The sequence below is a fragment of the Lederbergia galactosidilytica genome (assembly GCF_017873565.1).
Lineage (GTDB): Bacteria > Bacillota > Bacilli > Bacillales > Bacillaceae_C > Lederbergia > Lederbergia galactosidilytica.
In genome coordinates this window covers 167,397-187,834 of record NZ_JAGGKH010000004.1, presented here as the reverse complement: position 1 = coordinate 187,834, position 20,438 = coordinate 167,397, and the positions used below count along the sequence as shown (strand labels likewise).

Annotated in this window: 15 protein-coding genes; 13 read left to right on the top strand and 2 right to left on the bottom strand. The window is 36.6% G+C overall.

Annotated features, from left to right (window positions below; translation table 11 throughout):
- The first annotated feature begins 475 nt into the window (after positions 1 to 475).
- The 10 genes from J2Z23_RS05860 to J2Z23_RS05815 all read left to right on the top strand — a co-directional run bounded on the left by J2Z23_RS05860 (position 476) and on the right by J2Z23_RS05815 (position 9,705).
- Positions 476 to 1,651 (top strand): AGE family epimerase/isomerase, encoded by a 1,176-nt coding sequence (locus J2Z23_RS05860; protein ID WP_057981713.1) that lies wholly within the window; start codon positions 476 to 478, stop codon positions 1,649 to 1,651.
- Positions 1,648 to 2,820, top strand: a complete 1,173-nt coding sequence (locus J2Z23_RS05855) for a glycoside hydrolase family 130 protein (protein ID WP_209973470.1) — start codon at positions 1,648 to 1,650, stop codon at positions 2,818 to 2,820. Before J2Z23_RS05860 ends, J2Z23_RS05855 begins: the two co-directional genes overlap by 4 nt.
- 106 nt (positions 2,821 to 2,926) lie before the next feature.
- Positions 2,927 to 3,940, top strand: a complete 1,014-nt coding sequence (locus J2Z23_RS05850) for a substrate-binding domain-containing protein (protein WP_209973468.1) — start codon at positions 2,927 to 2,929, stop codon at positions 3,938 to 3,940.
- Between the two features lie 160 nt (positions 3,941 to 4,100).
- The gene (locus tag J2Z23_RS05845) at positions 4,101 to 4,523 is read left to right on the top strand and encodes a DUF624 domain-containing protein (RefSeq protein WP_209973466.1); all 423 of its coding nucleotides are present in this window, start codon (positions 4,101 to 4,103) and stop codon (positions 4,521 to 4,523) included.
- A gap of 11 nt (positions 4,524 to 4,534) precedes the next feature.
- Entirely contained in the window at positions 4,535 to 4,702 is a 168-nt protein-coding gene (locus J2Z23_RS05840) for a hypothetical protein (RefSeq protein ID WP_209973462.1), read from the top strand.
- A 226-nt stretch (positions 4,703 to 4,928) separates the two neighbouring features.
- Positions 4,929 to 5,066: a hypothetical protein gene (locus tag J2Z23_RS05835; protein WP_165589558.1), complete on the top strand. Its 138-nt coding sequence runs from the start codon at positions 4,929 to 4,931 to the stop codon at positions 5,064 to 5,066.
- A gap of 293 nt (positions 5,067 to 5,359) precedes the next feature.
- The gene (locus J2Z23_RS05830; RefSeq protein WP_209973460.1) at positions 5,360 to 6,703 is read left to right on the top strand and encodes an ABC transporter substrate-binding protein; all 1,344 of its coding nucleotides are present in this window, start codon (positions 5,360 to 5,362) and stop codon (positions 6,701 to 6,703) included.
- A 305-nt stretch (positions 6,704 to 7,008) separates the two neighbouring features.
- Positions 7,009 to 7,887, top strand: a complete 879-nt coding sequence (locus J2Z23_RS05825; protein WP_057981718.1) for a carbohydrate ABC transporter permease — start codon at positions 7,009 to 7,011, stop codon at positions 7,885 to 7,887.
- A gap of 2 nt (positions 7,888 to 7,889) precedes the next feature.
- Positions 7,890 to 8,723, top strand: a complete 834-nt coding sequence (locus J2Z23_RS05820; protein ID WP_057981719.1) for a carbohydrate ABC transporter permease — start codon at positions 7,890 to 7,892, stop codon at positions 8,721 to 8,723.
- Positions 8,724 to 8,754: 31 nt separating this feature from the next.
- Positions 8,755 to 9,705, top strand: coding sequence for a glycoside hydrolase family 113 (locus J2Z23_RS05815; protein ID WP_420798612.1), 951 nt, complete (start codon positions 8,755 to 8,757; stop codon positions 9,703 to 9,705).
- 437 nt (positions 9,706 to 10,142) lie between these two features.
- Here J2Z23_RS05815 and J2Z23_RS05810 read toward each other — a convergent pair whose 3' ends face one another.
- Positions 10,143 to 12,377: an alpha-galactosidase gene (locus J2Z23_RS05810; protein ID WP_057981720.1), complete on the bottom strand. Its 2,235-nt coding sequence runs from the start codon at positions 12,375 to 12,377 to the stop codon at positions 10,143 to 10,145.
- 271 nt (positions 12,378 to 12,648) lie between these two features.
- Between J2Z23_RS05810 and J2Z23_RS05805 the strand changes: the two genes are divergently transcribed.
- On the top strand, positions 12,649 to 15,105 hold the full coding sequence (locus J2Z23_RS05805; protein WP_209973459.1) for a beta-mannosidase: 2,457 nt from the start codon (positions 12,649 to 12,651) through the stop codon (positions 15,103 to 15,105).
- A gap of 26 nt (positions 15,106 to 15,131) precedes the next feature.
- A complete protein-coding gene (locus J2Z23_RS05800) occupies positions 15,132 to 16,172 on the top strand; it encodes a LacI family DNA-binding transcriptional regulator (RefSeq protein WP_209973457.1) in 1,041 nt (346 codons plus the stop codon).
- Between the two features lie 98 nt (positions 16,173 to 16,270).
- Here the strand turns inward: J2Z23_RS05800 and J2Z23_RS05795 are convergent, their stop codons facing one another.
- Positions 16,271 to 18,469, bottom strand: a complete 2,199-nt coding sequence (locus tag J2Z23_RS05795; protein WP_209973455.1) for an ATP-dependent helicase — start codon at positions 18,467 to 18,469, stop codon at positions 16,271 to 16,273.
- A gap of 182 nt (positions 18,470 to 18,651) precedes the next feature.
- Here J2Z23_RS05795 and J2Z23_RS05790 point away from each other — a divergent pair, with 182 nt between their 5' ends.
- Positions 18,652 to 20,178 carry a mechanosensitive ion channel gene (locus tag J2Z23_RS05790; protein WP_064468740.1) on the top strand — a complete coding sequence of 509 codons (1,527 nt, stop codon included), beginning with the start codon at positions 18,652 to 18,654 and terminating at the stop codon, positions 20,176 to 20,178.
- The last annotated feature ends 260 nt before the right edge of the window (positions 20,179 to 20,438 follow it).

Genomic DNA, 20,438 nt, shown 5'->3' with positions numbered 1-20,438 from the left:
CCTCATAAATAAATTTTATTTATCTCTTTCTCTTACTCTCACTCTCACTCTTACTCGAATTAATTCACTCCTTTCTTTTGATAAGGAAAGAGGTAAAAACAAATGGCTTTTAGCAGAAATGAAAGTTAATTAAACGATAACCTAACTAATTGAATCTATTCTAACATGTTGAGAGGAGATGGAAACCTAATTATGGGAATTTTTGAAAAAATAATAAATTAGACTTATAACAATTGGATTGACTAGGAAGTTTGCATTATTTCTATTTTTGTAATTGTAAGTAATGGTAGGTAATTTATATGAAGAGTATAGAGAAATGAATTAGATAAAGATTATATATTTCCATTTACATGGATTGGTATAAGGTTTATCCTCATCTGTTAATCTTCTCGAGGAGAAAGTAATATTGACAAATAAAAACTGTAAAAGTATATTTGTATGTAAAGTTAACGTTGAACCAAAAGGGGGATATAGAATGAATAAACTTTATCAAGAGGTAAAAAGAGAACTTACAGAGCATATTTTACCCTTTTGGATGAAGCTGAAGGATGATGAAAATGGCGGAATGGTTGGGGAAGTTGATTTTCATTTACAGAAGGATGAAAAGGCAGATAAAGGTGGAATTGTCACAGCGCGCTTTCTATGGACATTTTCTGCGGCATATCGTGTGACGGGAGAAGCGACCTATTTAACTTATGCTGATCATCTTTATCACTTCCTTGTTGAGAAAGTGTATGACCATGAGGATTTAGGGTTGTTTTGGTTGCTTGATTACAAAGGGGACCCAAAGGATACGAGTAAACATATTTATGCGCAAGCCTTTGGTGTATATGCTTTAAGTGAATATTATCGCGCATCTAAAAATGAGAATGCGCTAAAGCTTGCCATTGAGTTATTCAAAGTAATAGAAGAGAAAGGCTTTTCTAAAAAGAGAAATGCGTATAGGGAAGAATTCGATCGCCAGTGGAACGCTGTTTCCAATGAAAAGTTAAGTGAAAATGGGGTGTTAGCTGAAATTACAATGAACACCCATATTCACATATTAGAAGCGTATACGAATCTATATAAAGTATGGCCGAACGGCGAATTAAAAGAAAGATTACATCATCTGCTAGAAATCCATTACAAAAGAATTTACGATCAGAAGTCTAAATTTTTAGGTGTGTTTTTTAATGAAAACTGGGAAAGTATCGCCGATGTTCAATCATTTGGACATGATATTGAAGCAAGCTGGCTAATAGATGAAGCGATTAAAACACTTAACTTAGAGAAGGAAGAATATATTAATATGGTGGTAGATATTGCTTATAATATTGCCGATTATGCCATAGAGGATAATGGTTCACTTATGAATGAGGAAGTCGATGGAGAAATCGACCGTACGAAAATATGGTGGGTTCAGGCTGAAGCAATAGTGGGTTTTTATAATGCTTATGAGCGGACGAAGGACGAAAGTTTTTTGAAACTCGTTCATTCACTTTGGGACTATACGAAAGAAAATATTATCGATAAGCGTGAAGGTGGCGAATGGTATTGGTCTGTGGATGTTAAGGGGAATCCAACAGAAAGAAATATTTGTGATCCATGGAAGGCCTCTTATCATAACGGAAGATTTTGTTTAGAAATAATGGAAAGGATGATAGTAGATTGATCCATGAAAAATATTACGAATTAGTTGCAGAACAGGAAAAATTACTTTCGAAGGAAAATCATTTGGATAGAACTTTCTATAATGGTATCTATGATCGCTTTGAAAACCCTGTGCTGACACGCCATCATGTGCCGATTCATTGGCGATTTGATTTAAGTAAAGAGACAAACCCTCTATTTTTAGAAAGATTAGGTGTGAATGCTACATTTAATCCGGGGGCCATTTATTTTGAAGGGAAGTATTATCTCGTTGTCCGTCTTGAAGGGGTAGATCGTAAATCAATTTTTGCCCTAGCGGAAAGTGATAATGGTGTTGATAATTTTAGATTTATCGATACACCTTTAGTATGGGATGATATTGACGAAAGTGAAACAAATATATATGATATGCGGCTTGTTCAGCATGAAGATGGATGGATCTATGGGATTTACTGTTCGGAAAGTAAAGACCCTTCTGCTCCTGAGCATGATACTTCCAGTGCAGTTGCTCAAGCGGCTCTTGTTCGCACAAAGGATTTGAAAAGGTGGGACAGACTACCAAACATACAAACTCCATCTCCGCAACAACGAAATGTTGTGCTACATCCTGAATTTGTCGATGGTCAATATGCCTTTTATACACGCCCACAGGATGGTTTTATTGCAACAGGTAGTGGTGGAGGTATTGCTTTTGGTCTGTGTAAAGATATTTTGGATCCAGTGATTGATCAGGAAATTGTAATGGATGAGAGACGTTATCATACGATAACAGAAGAAAAGAATGGGCAAGGACCAGCCCCGATCAAAACCGATAAAGGTTGGATCCACATTGCCCATGGTGTGCGGAATACAGCTGCTGGGCTCAGATATGTATTATATGTTTTGGCGACAAGTTTAGATGAACCGAACAAGGTTATCGCTAAACCAGGGGGGTATTTTATTGCCCCATTTGATGATGAGCGTGTAGGTGACGTATCAAATGTTGTCTTCTGTAACGGTGTTATTACAAATGATCAAGGTGAAGTATTTATTTATTATGCATCTAGTGATACGCGCATCCATGTTGCCAAAACAACGATAGAGCGATTGGTAGATTATACATTTCATACACCAAGGGATCCACTTCGTTCTCTGGATTGCGCTAAGCAAAGGAAAAATCTAATTGAGAGCAATCGATCACTTTTAAAATGAGGGTGAGAATGGAGCATACCGTTCACCTATCTTACAAATTAAATTGTGAATATACTTAAGTTCTAGTAATATTTAAGTAATGACTTGGTGTACGGGAGGATGGCCAATGAAGAAAAATGTGACAATGAGAGACATAGCAGAGAAAATGAATGTGAGTAGTGTTACTGTCTCGAAAGCTCTTAACGATAAAGATGGTGTAAGTGATGATTTGCGAGAAAAAATAAAAACTGTGGCCGAAACAATGGGGTACCGAATTAATGCTGCTGCAAAATCAATGCGTGACGGGTACTCCTATAATATTGGTGTAATTATTCCGGAAAGATTCGCGGGAGCCAATCAATCTTTTTATTTACAAATGTACCAACATATTTCCAAAGTCCTTGAAGGATATAACTATTCAGGAATAATGCATCTGTTAACAGATGAAGATGAAAGAAATAAACGATTACCTCATTTATACTATGAGAAAAAGGTAGACGGTTTTATCGTACTTGGACAAATGGACAAAGAGTATTTAAAAGAGATTAAAGGGATGGATATACCAATTGTATTATTGGATTTTTATGATGAGTATGACGATGTTGATTCTGTCATAACAGATAATTTCTTTGGGGCATATGAATTAACTAATTATTTAATTCGTAAGGGTCATCAAGAAATTGGATTTGTAGGTAATTTATATTCCACAAGTAGTATACAGGATCGGTTTCTTGGTTATTATAAATCACTATTGGAACATCATTTAGTGATGAATCCGGAATATATCCTTAATGACCGAGATGAGAAGGGAACTTATATTGACATTGAGGTTCCTAAGAATCTCCCGACTGCATTTGTCTGTAATTGTGATCAAGTGGCTTTCAATTTCATCTCAACTTTAAAGAAAGCGGGATATAAAATTCCTGAGGATTGCTCAATTGTTAGTTTTGATAATGATATATATGCGACGATTACGGAACCGGGGTTAACAACTGTTGAAGTGAATGTGGAGGAAATGGCAAAAACAGCCGTGCGCTTTATCATTGAAAAAATAAAGGGAAATGACGAAAATAATGGGCGTGTTTCTGTAAAAGGTAACATTATTTATCGGGATTCGGTCATGGAACAAAAAGCAAGGTAATACCCTTGTTTTTTGTCTTGATTAAGAAAGTGACTAATCATTAATTCCTATATATGTTTTTACACTTCCAAACGTTTTTCTGAGCTAATACTCTGTTTACTTTGAAAAACTAAATTTACCTTTTAGGAGAATCCTAAACCTTTAAATTGAGGGTGAAATTTTGGAAAAAAGGGCATTAGGGGTCTTTCAAAAACTATATCAATATTTTCAAGTTAGTTTTTATTTTTGGGTGTTTATCTTGAAAGGATTTGTGATTTATAGTTTGGTCCCGGCATGTACAGCTTTATTGCGAACGATGGAGGAACTACGCCAAAAGAATAATGAAGAAAAGGAAAACGTGGGCCAAGTATTTTCTCGGCATTTTAGAAATTATAAATCAAAAAGACTTCTTTCGTTTCTCTTTGCGATTATTATGATTGTTTCCTATTCATCATTAGTTTTATTAAATAAGATGGAAAATAATCTTGCATTAATTTTAACAATCCTGTTTATTTACTTAATAGCTTTAATATGGTTATTTTTACGTATACAATATTTTATTTGGGCTACAGAAATTGGAGTAGTAAAGAAGTTGTTATTCTAGCATTTATTTCGATGGTCAAACATTTCATGACATCAATCTATGTGTTAATTGTAATTTTAATATTATTAGTAGCGGCCTATATAAACTTTTTGTTTTTCTTGATTACTGCGCCATTTCTATACGGAATGGCCGTGAATATTGTTATGCACAAACTTATAGAAGAGAGTGGAATATCTTAAGCTCAGAGTGAAATCATCATTATTTCGCTCTTTTTTTGCTATGTACTCATGAGAAGGGCTTACCCGAGAAGGACCTATCCTATACTACGGCGCTATGACCTTACTATTACTAGGAAGTTATTGGAAACAGAAAAAACAAATTAAATAATTACCTAAAATAACGGGGAAGTAAGCAGGCTGCTTTTATTTCTGATTTAAAATTATAAAATGCAGAAAGGATAGAGGGTTGAGAGAAAATACATCATTAAATGAAGTCTTCCTCCATTTGCAGACAGGATTTGTTTTAAGTGTCAATCTCATTCTCATTCTCATTGATTGGCGCTTAGCAAATAATTTATATGGAAAACATTCGTTTGCAACATAATAATTGTTTAAAATCAATTAGAAATTAATATAAGAGATATCCAATGGTTAAGTATAAACTTGGATATCTCTTTTTTTACTTAAAATAGCTTTATGAAATAAGTTATTGGTAATAGTTTATTTGAATTGCAGTAGAAAAGTGAGGGTTCAGTAAGTAAAACAGAATATAAGTAATTAGTAAGTCTGCTGTAATCTCCTTAATGAAAATTGATTGACAGGCAAACGGTTCCAGTATAAGATAGTGATATAAGCTTAACGTTAACTTAAATAATAGACATGAGGAGGAATAGGCTTATGAAGTTAAGAAGGTTATTGGTGTTAGGTCTATTAGCTATTTTGGTTACCTTTACAACTGCTTGCTCTAATAATAGTGAAAGTGATCAAGGAGATAGTGGGAATAAAGAGGCGGATTTGAGCTGGAAGGAGAAAGACCCTGAAGAAATTAAAGGTGATATTACGGTTATTACACAAAGGACAGATATTGTAGATACAGTATTTCAAGACTATGCAAAGGAATTTAATAAAAATTACCCCAATGTGAACGTTGAATTTGAAGCGTTAACAGATTATGGTGGTGAGATTATGCCACGTATGAATACGAAAGAGTATGGGGATGTGTTGTTAATTCCGGTGCAAATCCCAATTGAAAATATACCTGATTATTTTGAACCTCTTGGAAAATTAGACGAGATGAAAGAAGAATACCGTGGCGTTGAAGAGAGAGCGGTAGATGGAACTGTATATGGTATTCCGATAGCTGTCACATATACAGGTATTGTTTACAATAAAGCTGTTTTTGCTGAAGCGGGGATTGAAGAGTTGCCATCAACTCCTGATGAATTTATTACTGCTTTACAAAAAGTAAAAGATAATACGGATGCCATTCCAATGTATACAAACTATGCGGCCGGTTGGCCACTTACTCAATGGGAAGGTACTATTACAACGGTTGCGGGCGATGTTGCGTATTATAACCAGGTGATGCCTAAAGAAAAGAGCCCATTTGATCCAGGTAAACCGCATTATGAATTGTACAAGGTTATGTATGATGCTGCGGAAAAAGGCCTTATTGAAAAAGACCCTTTAACAACAGACTGGGAAGCATCTAAAGTGATGATGAATAATGGCGAAATCGCGACGATGGTCTTAGGTTCATGGGCGATTGAGCAAATCGAAGAAGCTGGTGAGCATGCAGAGGATATCGGCTATATGCCATTCCCGACCAATGCGGATAAAGTTATTTTCCCATTAGGTGCTGATTTAAATATTACAGTTAATAAAAATAGTGAGCATAAAGATGCGGCTCTAGCCTGGTTAGATTGGTTTATTAACGACTCGGGCTATGCGGTTGAACAAGCGGGGGGAATTAATGCTGCCTATGATGTACCTCTTCCTAGTGAATTAGCAGAGTATGAGGAACAGGGAATTGAATTCCAACTATTAGCTCCTGCTAAAGAAGGGGAGGAAGGGTTACTTGATGAGATTGATAAAGAATCAGAAGTTGGACTTTGGTTGGAAGACAAAAAGAAGGTTATTATCGAAGCAGCAATTGGTAATCGTGACATGACCTATGATGAAATTATGGAACAATGGAATGAAGATTGGGATGCTGCGGCAAAGAAAGTTATAGAAGAATAATCTAGCATTTTGACATGATGAAGCATCGTACCCGCCTCTAATAAAGGCGGGAAGGCTATTAACTCAAGCCTTAGGCAATAAGGTATGCGAGGTAAGAAATAGTGGTCGCAAGGATGTATTAGTTTTGTAACTTTGGAGGGCTAATAAAAGTGGGTTCAGATCGCAACCTTCTATCGAAATGCTAGTGGTACTAATATTTAATTGAAAGTCTGTGAAATGAATAGAAAAATAGAGAAATAGAGAAATAGAAATCTTTAAAAAGGGGAAATGACGATATATTTTTACCTGAGGTAGGAGGGGAAAACTTGTTTAAGTTTTCAAATCTTTCATATAAGGCGCAAAGAAGGTTTATTATCATCGCCTTCTCATTTATACCAATTGTTTTATTAATTACCTTTGCTTACCTGCCAGTATTTAATATGTTCTATTACAGTTTTACAAAATGGGACGGTTTTGGAGCAAAAGAATTTATTGGTCTTGAAAACTATAAAACGATCTTCACGGATCCGGAATATTTTTCGGTTTTTAAAGTCAGTCTTTATTATTTCGTCGCAACATTTTTACAAATGGGGTTAGCTTTATATTTTGCTACCATTTTAAGTTTTAAGGTGAAATTTGAGAACTTCTTTAAAGGTGTTTTGTTTTTTCCTTATTTATTGAATGGGGTTGCAATTGGTTTTATCTTTCTTTTCTTCTTTCGACCAGATGGAACTTTCGATACGATTCTAAATGCTATTGGTTTAGGTGATTCCATTCAGTTATGGCTTGGAAACCCGGACATTATTAATATTTCCTTAGCTGGTACTTCAGTATGGAGATATATGGGCTTTAACTTCATTATTTTCCTCGGAGCTATTTCTTCTATTAATAGTGAGATTTATGAGGCGGCCCAAATTGATGGGGCCAATAAATGGCATCAATTTAGATATATTATTCTTCCGAGTATTAAGATGATTGTCCAATTAAACTTAATCCTTGCCATTAGTGGTGCATTAAGTGCCTTTGAGATTCCTTATATCATGACTGGTGGATCAAATGGAAGTAAGACCTTCGTTATCCAAACAGTCGATACAGCCTTTAAATACGGGAAAATTGGTCTAGGTTCTGCGATGGCTGTTGTGTTGTTACTCATTGTTATTGTAGTAACGATAGTTCAGAAAAAGTTTTTTAACGAGGAGGCCTAGAGATGGATAATTTTAAAAGAATACTTGGTGTGATATTTAAATATGGATCCTTGGTTCTAGGGGTACTCGTAGCAGTGGTACCGATTATTGTTGTATTTTTTGCTTCATTTAAAACAGGAGCAGAGTATACTACAACAGGACCTTTAACACCTCCGAAGGATTGGATGAATTTTGATAATTATGTGCGTGCTTTTACGGAAGGGAATATGTTAAAGGGCTTTTTAAACACGGCGATTATTTTAGCGGCAGCAATTATTGGATCTACTCTAACAGGATCAATGATTGCTTATGTATTGAATCGTTTTAAATTTAAGGGAAGCGCGCTATTAATGGGAGCTTTTCTCTTAGCTACATTAATTCCTGCGGTAACAACGCAAGTGGCGACATTCCAAATCATTTCCTTTCTTGGTGTTTTTAACACAAGGTGGGCCGCGATATTATTATATCTTGGTACAGATATTATAGCTGTGTATATCTTTGTTCAGTTTATGCAAAACATTTCAAATTCCTTGGATGAATCTGCCATGCTTGATGGGGCATCCTATTGGGATATTTATACGAGAATTATTTTGCCATTATTAAAACCAGCTATTGTGACAGTTATTATCATTAAGGGTGTTAATGTATATAATGACTTTTACACACCATTTTTGTATATGCCTAAGACAAGTTTGCATGTTATTTCTACAGCCTTATTCAAATTTAAGGGTCCTTATGGATCGGAATGGGAAGTTATTTGTGCTGGGGTTATGATCGCGATTATTCCAACGCTGATTGCCTTTGTGACATTGCAAAAGCATATTTATAACGGAATTACATCAGGCTCAGTTAAGTAGTCGATATGATTGGTGAAATGATATTCATAGAATGGAAGTAGGTATTTTGATGGAGTTTATTAAAGGTTTTACCTTTGGTTGGGACAGTAAAAAGGGTGATTTTTACAAAGTAGAAGCGAAAACATCTCTACGTTTGATGAAAGAGCGAACGAATAGCGAATATGTTATTTTTTCTTTAGCTGCTTTGCAAGATACGGCGCAATCCATTGAAATAGATTATAAGGGCTCTCATATGGTTGAGGATGATGAACTGATCTCTATGATTAGTTATGCCCGAGAATTAGGTCTAAAAGTAATTTTGAAGCCGACAGTCAATACGCGAATCGGAACATGGCGCGCGCATATTAACTTTTTTGACCATGATATACCTTGTGAACCGAAATGGCATGAATGGTTTGCGAGCTATACGGCCTATCAATTACACTATGCTGAAATAGCGGAGAAAACGAAATGTGAAATGTTGATAGTGGGCTGTGAAATGGTGCAAGCGGAAAGACGTTCTGAAGAATGGCGAGCATTAATTAAGGATGTAAGAGAAGTTTATTCAGGCCCTATTACGTATAATACGGATAAATATCAAGAGGAAAATGTAAGCTGGTGGGATGCAGTGGATGTAATCTCGTCAAGTGGATACTACCCAATTGATGATTGGGACCGGCAGCTTGACCGTATTGAAAAAGTTGTCAAAACTTATAATAAACCTTTCTTCTTCGCCGAAGCTGGGTGTCCAAGCAGATTAGGCTCATCCTATATCCCGAATGATTGGGAATTAGTTGGAGATATTAGTTTGGAAGAACAAAAAGATTTTTACGAAAAAATGTTTGCGAAAACAGAACAAAGAGATTGGGTAAAGGGATTCGGTCTTTGGGATTGGAATACCGTGTTAGATGCTGAAGCCAATGCAGTAAATGATAAAGGATATGGTGTTTTTGGAAAGCCAGCTGAGAAAGTGATTCATGCGCATTATTCAAAAATTCTGTAAAGGATATCTACATTCAAAATATCAGTGGTTTTGCGGTTTTTGTTCATTTTCAACTCTCCTCACATTTAGGAGAGTCTTTTTGTTTAGCTTGGGAAAATCTCTAGATGTATGAAACGTAATGGAGTAAACAGCTCGGAACATATGAATGAATTGTAAATTAGTACTAGAGAAATGATTGAAGTGAGTGAAAAATTCAGGGAAGTGGTAAGTAAATTGTCGTCGTGACTGAAGAGTAGAATGCCTACGTGGAAGAACTGCTAGCATTCGTTGGGGGAGTTATCGGTTTTTAGACAAGTTAAGTTAGGGAGTTTCGTGGTTAATAGGCTGTGAAAGCAAGCTTTTGTTAGTAAATAGAGTAGTAGCTCATAATAGGGGAGCCTCCAAAAGGTTGTAATGATAACTTTCTCGAGGCTCCTTTTTTAAAATCGGATCGGCAATTATCTAGTTTTTTCTTTTAAGATAAATAAATTAGAATCATAATCTTTTGGATGATCGCGCTGCCAATATTCATCGGCGCGGTCTGTGTAATCCTGATTTAAGAGAATGCCGATATTCATTAATTCATCACCATAATGGCTTGAGTTTCGGCCATTGACAGTATAAAGTTTATTCGGATCTAAGCCATTTAGTTTTAGCCTATTATATTTCTCGTTTGGTTTAGCGAGTACCTTGTAATAGCCAACAATCGCTTCTTTCTGATCTTGAGATACAACCATCCACGCAGTCTCGTTACTTTCAAAAGGATTCAGCAATCGATAGAAGTCCCCTGTATGGAGTAAATGACGGTTTGCTTTGAAAAAAGCAACTTGCTCCTTTACTTTTTGCTGGTCTTCTTCAGTGAGCTTTGTAATATCAAGCTCATATCCAAAAGTGCCAAAATAGGCGACATTTGCTCTTGTTTCGATAGGAGTTCTTCTGCCAACTTGGTGATTTGGAATAGTTGAAACATGACTGCCAATTGCATTTAATGGATATACCATGGAATGCCCATATTGAATCTTTAAGCGTTCAACTGCATCCGTATCATCGCTTGTCCAAGTTTGTGGTGCATAATATAGCATGCCAGGGTCAAAGCGCCCGCCACCACCTGCACATGATTCAAAAAGAATGTTTGGGTATTTTTCGATAAGCTTTTCGTAAAGTTGGTAAACTCCTAAAATATAACGGTGAAACATTTCTCCTTGCTGGTCAGCATCAAGGCTAGTCGAGTAAGCCTCGGTAATATAACGGTTCATATCCCATTTTATATAGGAGATTTTTGATTTTTCGAGAATGGTATCCATCTGCTGAAAAATATGCTCGACTACTTCACTCTTAGAGAAGTCTAAAACAAACTGGTTTCGCCCATGTGATTCACGACGATTTGGTGTAGAGATCAGCCAGTCAGGATGTTGCTCGTAAAGTGTTGTATCTTTGCAAATCATCTCTGGTTCAAACCATAGGCCGAATTTCATTCCTAATTGATCAACTTTTTCTGATAAACCCTCAATCCCATTAGGGAGCTTCTTTCTATCTTCGAACCAGTCTCCCAAAGAGCTTGTATCATCATCCCGCTTTCCGAACCAACCATCATCAAGAACAAATAGCTCAATACCTAATTGGTGAGCTGTTTCAGCGATTCCAAAGACTTTTTCTTCGTCAAAATCAAAATAAGTCGCTTCCCAGTTATTAATCAGGATGGGACGGGTGCGATCTCGCCAAAAGCCGCGTACTAATCTCTCCCGATATAATTGATGGTATGTTTGGCTCATTCCATTTAAACCCTGATCAGAATAAACCATTACACATTCAGGAGTTTGGAATGATTGAGTTGGATTTAGACGCCACGTAAATTGGAATGGGTTGATTCCAACGAGGACACGGCTAACGCTATAGGGATCTACTTCAACTTGTGCAAGAAAGTTTCCGCTGTAAACAAGGCTAAAGCCATAAACCTCACCATGGTCTTCTGTTGCGCTCAACCGTTTTAACGCCAAAAATGGGTTGTGAACATGACTACTCGCACCGCGAGAACTGTATATGGATTGAATGCCTTTCGTTAATTTATGAGCTTCAATATGTCCTTCACGTGCCCAGGCGCCATTAAGATGAACCATTTCATACTGATCATCTGGTAGATCAACACTGGCACTCATTGCATTATTTATGAAAAAGGCTTCATTTCCTTCATTCACAAACTTGGCATGGCGAGTGATGACATTGCGATGATTATAAATAGTATAGCTCAATATTAAGGTTGCCTGAAGAACTTGATCAAATAAGATGATCCTTAATGTATCAGCTTCATCCTGATGTTCGACATATGTTGCGGGTAAGCCATCTAGAGGTTTTTTACCCTCCTCCATTTCATATCGTACATATTTAAAATTCGTGATCGAGCTCCCGATATTATTTGTGATCATATGAGCGGGGTAGCGATAATCTGTTGTTCCGTAACTAGGATATTCCTGTTTAATATGCTCTAACGAAGAAGTGTGATCATATTCAAACATATTACATGAAGGACGAACCTCCCTCTCGATAAGATGTGAAAATGAGTCCCTATGCCTTATTCTTTTTCCGTAATACAGTTGTTCGAGTTGATAACTTTTTTCTAAAACGCGAAAAATATAGCTGACCTCTTTGTTGTATAAATGAAATTCCTTGTTTTCTTGATTAATTTTAATACCCAAGCTTTTTCACCCCGTGTTTTATATGATTAGGCTAATTATAGCAAGTCGTAAGGGTCAATACAATGGATTTAGGTTAACAATAACCTAAATATAATTAACCAAAGCTGTTTGTATCGAATGGTCACTAACGATAATCTATCTTTAATAAGTTAAGATAAGAAAAGATAAAAGTATTTTATGATTAAACGTTAACTTTATAATTAAAGCGTGTTATAATCTACCTAACAAAGCGGATTTTGAAATAACAAAAATAACAAAGGTGTTGAGTTTAATGGAGTTTTCTTTGGATGGAATTTGGGAAATGCGGGAAATAGGTGAGGAAGAATGGCTAACAGCGACTGTTCCGGGATCTGTTATGAATGACTTATTAACCCTCGGGAAAATCGCAGATCCTTTTTATCGTGATAATGAAATAGAAGCTTATCGTATTGCAGAAAAGTCTTATGAATATAAACGATCATTTACTTTAACGGAAGAGTTTCTTCAACAAGATCAAATAATTTTGCTATCTGAAGGATTAGATACATTTGCTACCATCTATATCAACGATAATGAAATAGCTCGCACAAATAATATGCATAGGACATATGAGATGGATGTAAAAGAAGTATTGCTTCAAGGGGAAAACAGCATTAAAGTTCAATTTGCTTCTCCGGTGAAATTTATAGAGGAAAGACAGAAGAAACAGCCATTAGTTGGGGTGGAACATGCAATCCCAGGCTATCCCTATGCCCGTAAGGCTCATAGTATGTTTGGGTGGGATTGGGGCCCAAAAATTCCCGACTTTGGTATTTGGCGCAGTATTACGCTTGTTGGGCGCAATATTGGCTACCTTGATGATGTCTATATTACACAACAACATTTTGAAAATCATGTTGATGTAAATGTTAGGGTTCAAATAGAACGATTATTAGAGGGGGACATCGAATTAGAAATAACAGTAACAAGTCCTGATGGTCATATCAGTACTCAAAATGTAAAAAAGGCTATGAATGAGGAGAATTTTCCCTTTTTGATTGAAGAACCGAAGTTATGGTGGCCTAAAGGTTATGGAAATCAACCACTATATGATATCCAAATCACAGCAACGGCTGCAGGGAAGATTGTGGATCATAAGAAGTATCAGATAGGTTTGCGTACCATTGAAGTTAAACATGAAGCTGATCAATGGGGTAAATCTTTTGAATTTAGTGTGAATGGTATTTCGCTATTTGCAAAAGGAGCCAATTATATTCCTGAGGATAGTCTTATTCCGAGAACTTCAAGGCAACGAACGGAGCGGCTTATTCAGGATTGTGTGGAAGCGAATTTTAACATGATTAGAATATGGGGTGGGGGTTACTATCCTCCTGATTACTTCTATGAATTATGTGATCAATATGGTCTGATTGTTTGGCAAGATTTCATGTTTGCTTGTAGTGCTTATGACGTAACGAAAGGATTTGCAGAGACAGTAAAACAAGAGGTTATTGATAATGTAAAGCGCATTCGTCATCATGCTAGTTTAGGAATATGGTGTGGCAATAACGAAGTGGAAGAAGGTTGGGAATATTGGGGCTGGCCAGAGCGTTCAAAATTCCGGACAGATTATATTAAATTATTCGAAGTGATGCTTCCAGAGTTAATGGAAAACCTAGACCCTGAAACATTCTATTGGCCATCCTCTCCATCTTCTGGTGGGGGATTTGATCAGCCGCGCAATCCAGATGTGGGAGATATGCATTATTGGAATGTTTGGCATGGAAGGAAACCATTTACGGAATACCGAAAATATCATTTTAGATTTTGCTCTGAGTTTGGATTCCAATCTTTTCCGTCTATTAAAACAATTGAAACATTCACGGAAGAGGAAGATCGTAATATTTTTTCCTATGTCATGGAAAAACACCAAAAAAATGATGGAGCTAATGGATTGATCTTATCTTATTTATCGGAGAATTTCTTATATCCAAAAGATTTCCCTTCCTTACTGTATGTATCGCAAATTCAACAGGCGGAAGCGATCAAATATGGGGTGGAACATTGGAGGAGAAATCGCGGGAGGTGCATGGGTTCTTTATATTGGCAGCTTAATGATTGTTGGCCAGTGGCTTCATGGTCGAGCATAGATTATGAAGGGCGCTGGAAAGCATTGCATTATTTCGCCAAGAAGTTCTATGATCCTATCTTACTTTCGATTCAAGAAGAAGGGACAGAGGCGGATATTTATGTAACGAATGACACGCTAGGAAGTAAGACGGTAAAGGTTGAGTGGAAGTTAAAGACAAACCGTTCCCGAATACTTAAAGAAGGAACGACAGTTCAAGAGATTCCTTCCTTAACAGCTCAGAAATTAGAAGCTCTATCTTTTGCAGATCAACTAACACTGGCTGAAAAGAGACGTGTGTATCTTGAGGCGCTTTTATATATAGATGGAGAACTCTATTCCACTACAACGGTTTTATTCACAAAGGCTAAACACTTTGAATTCTTAGATCCGCAAATTCATCATCAGGTTAAAGAGACGGATGATACTTTCGAGATTGAGCTTTCATCCGCATGCTTTGCTAAATACGTTGAGCTAGATTTAGATGGAGCAGACTGCATCTTTAATGAAAATTATTTTGACTTATCAGCTGATCGAAGCAAAAAAATAGTTGTGAAAAAGGAGAGCTTAAGTCAAAAGCTTTCATCGCGAACCTTTCAAGATCGTCTTATTGTACGTAGCATTTATAATATTGCAAACTAAATATTTTTATTGGAGAGATCGACTCCATGAGCAAGAAAGTAACGATGCAACTTATTGCCGATTATTTAGGAGTATCTAAATATGTTGTTTCAAGGGCATTGTCTGGGAAGGACGGAGTAAGTGCACAGATGCGCGAGCAAGTTTTACGTGTAGCGAGTGATTTAGGCTATGTGAATCAAAGAAAACAAAGGACAAGTCAGATTACGCTGGAGAATAGCTTCAGCGTTTCTGGAAAACAGACAGTGCTTGTTTTGTTGCAAAATATTCGGGAACAAACCCCAACATCTTCTTACTGGGGAAGGGTGATGAAGGGGGTCTCGGAAGGACTTGAAAAACACGGATTTGGAATGGTTGTTGTCACAGAAGAAAATCCGAACCATTTAAAAGCTATTATTAATCCTAAGGGGTATGTAGGGATCATTACGATTGGTATGGTGACCACCCCTCTTATGCTGCAGGTAAGCCAAATGGAAATCCCGGTCATTATGATCGACCATGAGGATTATTTGCTTTCCTGTGATGCGGTCTTTAATAATAATGTCGATGCTAGCGAGAAAATGACAAACTACTTAATAGGTCTTGGCCACCAAAGGATTCACTTTGTCGGGAATATTCATTATTCAAGAAGTTTCTATGATCGATGGATCGGCTTCCGAAAGGCACTAGAAATATTGGATCAAAACTTTAGATTTGATTCAAGTTTAACGAATTTAAGTGAGGGAACCCTTATGCTTTGTCAATGGATTGAGGAAAGACAAGGCCAACTGCATTTCCCAACAGCGTTTGTATGCGCAAATGATCAAATTGCACGAAATTTAGTTGGTATATTGGAGAAAAAAGGGGTAAAGGTGCCTGATGATGTGTCTGTCACTGGCTTCGATAATAAAGAAGTTTCTTACCGGTATTCCCCGACATTAACAACAGTCAAAATTGCCAAAAAGGATTTGGGAAAACGCGGTGTTGAAATGTTAATCAGAAGATTAAGAGAAAAAGATGCGCCCTATGAAAAGGTATTGTTAGAAGGAGAAGTTATTTTGAGAGAGTCAACAAGGCCATTGGTAAAATAGGATGCGCCTAATGATAAGGCATAAAAAGGTTCAGTTCCCTAAGTTAGAAAACAAAGGGAGCTGAACTTTTAAAATAGACTAACGATCTTCAGTACATTTCAGGATATGCTATCCACTGCTTCGATTAATCCATGTTCTAGGCAGGTGTCGACCGACAAAGTTTTGGAGTATTTTTCAAAGCGAATTTTCATCGTATCATCTGTTCGATAAGTAATTTCGCCTATTCCAAATATGCGATGCTTGATTTTCAGTCCGACAAGAAACTTCGCGGGGTCTTTGATCGCATTTGTTTGATCAGCGTTCCCATTTTTTTGCTGTCTTGCTTTGTTTTTGGGAATCGCTGTTTTAGTAGGATGTGACTTTTGGAATTCTTCAGGGGAAATAATTCTTTTGACATCTCTAACAAACTTGGATGGACTGACTTTTTTGCCAAAACGTTTGGAATAGGAGAGTAGCTCTAAATGCGTTTTTGTTCTCGTCATGCCAACATAGAAAAGACGCACAGCTTCTTCCATCTCTTCACTCTTACCCTCCTCAAGTTGATCCTCCTCAGATTGCGTCGGAATGACGCCTTTGATTAAATCAATCATATACACTTTTGCAAATTCCAATCCCTTCGCGCTATGGAAAGTGGAGAGTGTGATGGCGTTTTGCTGTTTGTTATATTTGGATGTTTTTAGTAAAGAGGCTAAATGGTCTAACCTATTGGCGAATTCGACCATTGACTGGGTGGATTTTGCAATTTCCTCCAATGTATTTAATACCTCTAATAAATAATCCATTTTAAAACCAAGTTTTTCTGACATCTTCTTCATAACTTTTTCGTAACCAAACTCTTCGCGAATCATTAAAATTACTTGAAAGGGAGTCTTCTTCTGCATTTGGTGGTAGCGACTTTGGTAAGCCTTCACTTTTTCCTTCTGCCACTCCTGCAAGTCTGTCGATTTTAGCAAACGATCAAAGACCGATTCATGGCTTGGTCGCTTCAGTTGTTGGATATGCGATTTTTTTAGGTAAAGATGGAATTTAGAATAAATCCGTTCGAAAATATCTACTCGTTTCACGTCATACGATAACCGCATAAAGTTTAAAATATCCTCCACAATCCAATGGCTAAAAAAACGATTATTAGCATCTTTCATATAGAAAGGGATATGTGCTTTATCCAATGCGTCCAAAAGTAAAATGGAGGAAGCGTTATTGCGATATAACACCGCGATTTCACGCAGATTCTCTTCCTTTGAAATCTGATCTATTAAATAGTCAGATTGGTATTGGTAATCTGCTAATGTTTTTAACGTAATCGGTGTATGAGTGGGATTTTCAGTAAACATATTTTTATTATAGCGATTTTTATTTTGCTTAATAAATGTATTCGCGACACTCACGATATCTTGAGAAGAACGATAATTCTGCTCCATCATCAAAATTTGGGCATCTGGATACACCTTTTGAAAATTAAGTAAATATTGTGGCTCGGCTGCTCGCCAACTATAAATAGATTGGTCATCATCTGCCACGACACATAGGTTTTGATGCTTTTGCACTAACTTCTCAATAATTGCATGCTGAACGAATGATGTATCTTGACTTTCATCTGTTAAAAGATAATCGTACTTTTGTTGGTATTTTGCTAATATAGCATGATCTTTTCTAAACGCCTGATTGGCAATCGTCAGCATATCATCATAGTCAACAAATAGTTGATCGGTTCCAGCCCGTTTAAACCGTTCGTATTTTTGGAAAATCTGCAATGCATTTGGAACATCACAGGAAATTGTGGACCATTTATCCTGAGGCACTAGCTTGTTCTTGATTAGACTGATATAAGTGAGCAGTTCTTCTAATTGCTCATCTGTAATGGACTTATGATTGACTGCCTTAAACAAATCTCGTAAAAGCAATTTTTTATTGAAGCGACTAGGATCGCTACCTTCGATGATGTGATATTGAATCTGTTTTTTATAAAAATACTCCCGAACGACCTGGAAGGCGAGACTATGAATTGTCGAAAACTCAACAGGTGGGAGTGTGGGAAAAAAACGCTGGTACCGCTCTTTCATATCATTTGCAGATGCATTACTGAAAGTCACTGCCTTTATACGAGCGGGTTCTAATCCAACCTCTTCGATTAAGTAGCCTATTTTCATAATAAGAGTGGTTGTTTTTCCGGAACCAGGTGAAGCTAAAAGAAGTAATGGACCTTCTATATTCAAAACGGCTCTTTTTTGTACATCATTCAGCGAGACTCCTAATTCTTTTCTCTTTCGATTGAAAAACTCTTCCCCTACAGGCATCGTAAAAATCCTTTCTAATGTTTCTCTGACTCTATTGATTATTATTATTTTAACATACTGAATAGAACTCTATTAAAGGTATCTCTATCCCACATAATCTTCCAAATAGAAGTTTAGTTCAAAAAACAATAGGTAATATAACCACTAGACACATTTAGCTAAATAAGTAAGGAGAGGAAAAAATGAACATATTCGATATGTATGCAACATCTGGTTTCCTTCACAGTGTACAAAATTTTGTCATTGCGATTTTGGTATTATTAGTTGGTTGGCTGCTTGCCAAGCTTATAGCTGGTGGAGTGGAAAAGGCATTAAAAAAGACAAAATTAGATGAAAAACTTTATAAAAAGGTTCGACCTGGAGAGCCGCCTGTCGACTCAAACAAAATAATTGGTAAAATCATTTATTATATTTTACTCGTCTTCGTCTTAATCCTGTTCTTTAATATTCTTAACTTAAATATGATTGCAAACCCATTAACAGATTTAGTTTCGACTTTCTTAGCGTTTATTCCTGCGGTTCTTAAAGCGGCTTTAATTCTTGCGTTGGCGTTTGTGATTGGAACTATTGCTCAGTGGGCAATTGTGCGCGGAAGTAAAAAAATCCGTGTGAATGAGTTGTTAGTGAAATTAAAATTAGCGAATACGCTTGAAAAGGCGGACGAATATTTAACAACAATTGGAAAAGTAGCCTTTTATCTTATTCTATTAATCTTTATTCCTGGTGTTATGGATGCTTTAAATATTCAAGGGGTTTCAGAGCCATTTAGTGGTTTGTTGGCAACAATTTTAGCTTTTATTCCAAAACTAATTGCTGCAGCGATTATCTTTGCGGTCGGTTGGTTTGTAGCGAAAATGGTGAAAAATATTGTTGTAAACCTTTTACAAGCAGTTGGATCTGAGAAACTCGTAAGCAAATTGAAAATGAATAAGATATTTGGAGATTCTAGTTTAGCTACCTTTATCGGAAATCTTGTCTTTATTTTGATTCTCATTCCAGTAGCGATTGCAGCATTGGAGAAGTTGGATTTAAAAGGTATTACAGAACCTGCCATTAGTATGCTTCATGAAGTCATGAATATGATTCCAAATATCCTTATTGCCATTGCATTAGTATTTGTTGGCATTTGGTTAGGCAAGTTCATTGGTGGATTTGTTAGCGACTTTTTACACCGTGTAGGTTTCGATAATCTTACTGCTAAGTTGCCAATGGGTCAGACTAAAGCGAATAAAACCAAAATGCAGGTATCTACTGTTGTCGGATATATAGTACAAGTTTTAATTATCTTTTTCTTAACAGTGCAAGCTCTATATCTTATTAAGCTTGATTTCCTAGTTGATATTGCAGCTGCTATTACGGCATACTTACCAAATGTATTGGCTGCAGTCCTTATTCTAGGTATTGCCTTGATCCTAGCTAATATTGTTGAAAAGATTTTAATTAATCTACTTCATGGGCCGGCGATTAAGATTCTGGCTGGGTTTGCAAAGTATGCGATTATTACATTGGCTGTCTTTATGGCGTTGACCCAACTGGGAATTGCTACATCTATTGTCGCATCTGCCTTCATTTTAATACTAGGAGCCCTTGCTCTTGCCTTTGGCCTAGCCTTTGGTCTTGGAGGAAAGGAATTTGCGAGTAAATATTTGCGGAAGTTTGATCAGACAATTGAAGAAACGAAAGTGAAAAATAATAGTGAGCTAGAATAATCAATTAAAGGGAATAAGTGATATTGGACGATCAAATAGGATGAAAATCTTCATCCTATTTGGTCGTTTTTGCTTTTAATAGGTGATTAATCCTGTCTGTTCATCACCTAGCACCTTGTCTTAAAGGATGTTAATTACAATTTAAGACATGGAAATTGGATTGTCAGTGAGAAGGTCTTTATGGATCTCCTTGTAGTCTGAAAAATCACAATTAAGACCTATTGGGTAATTTTTTGTGCTGTGGTATAGTAGTCGTGCTA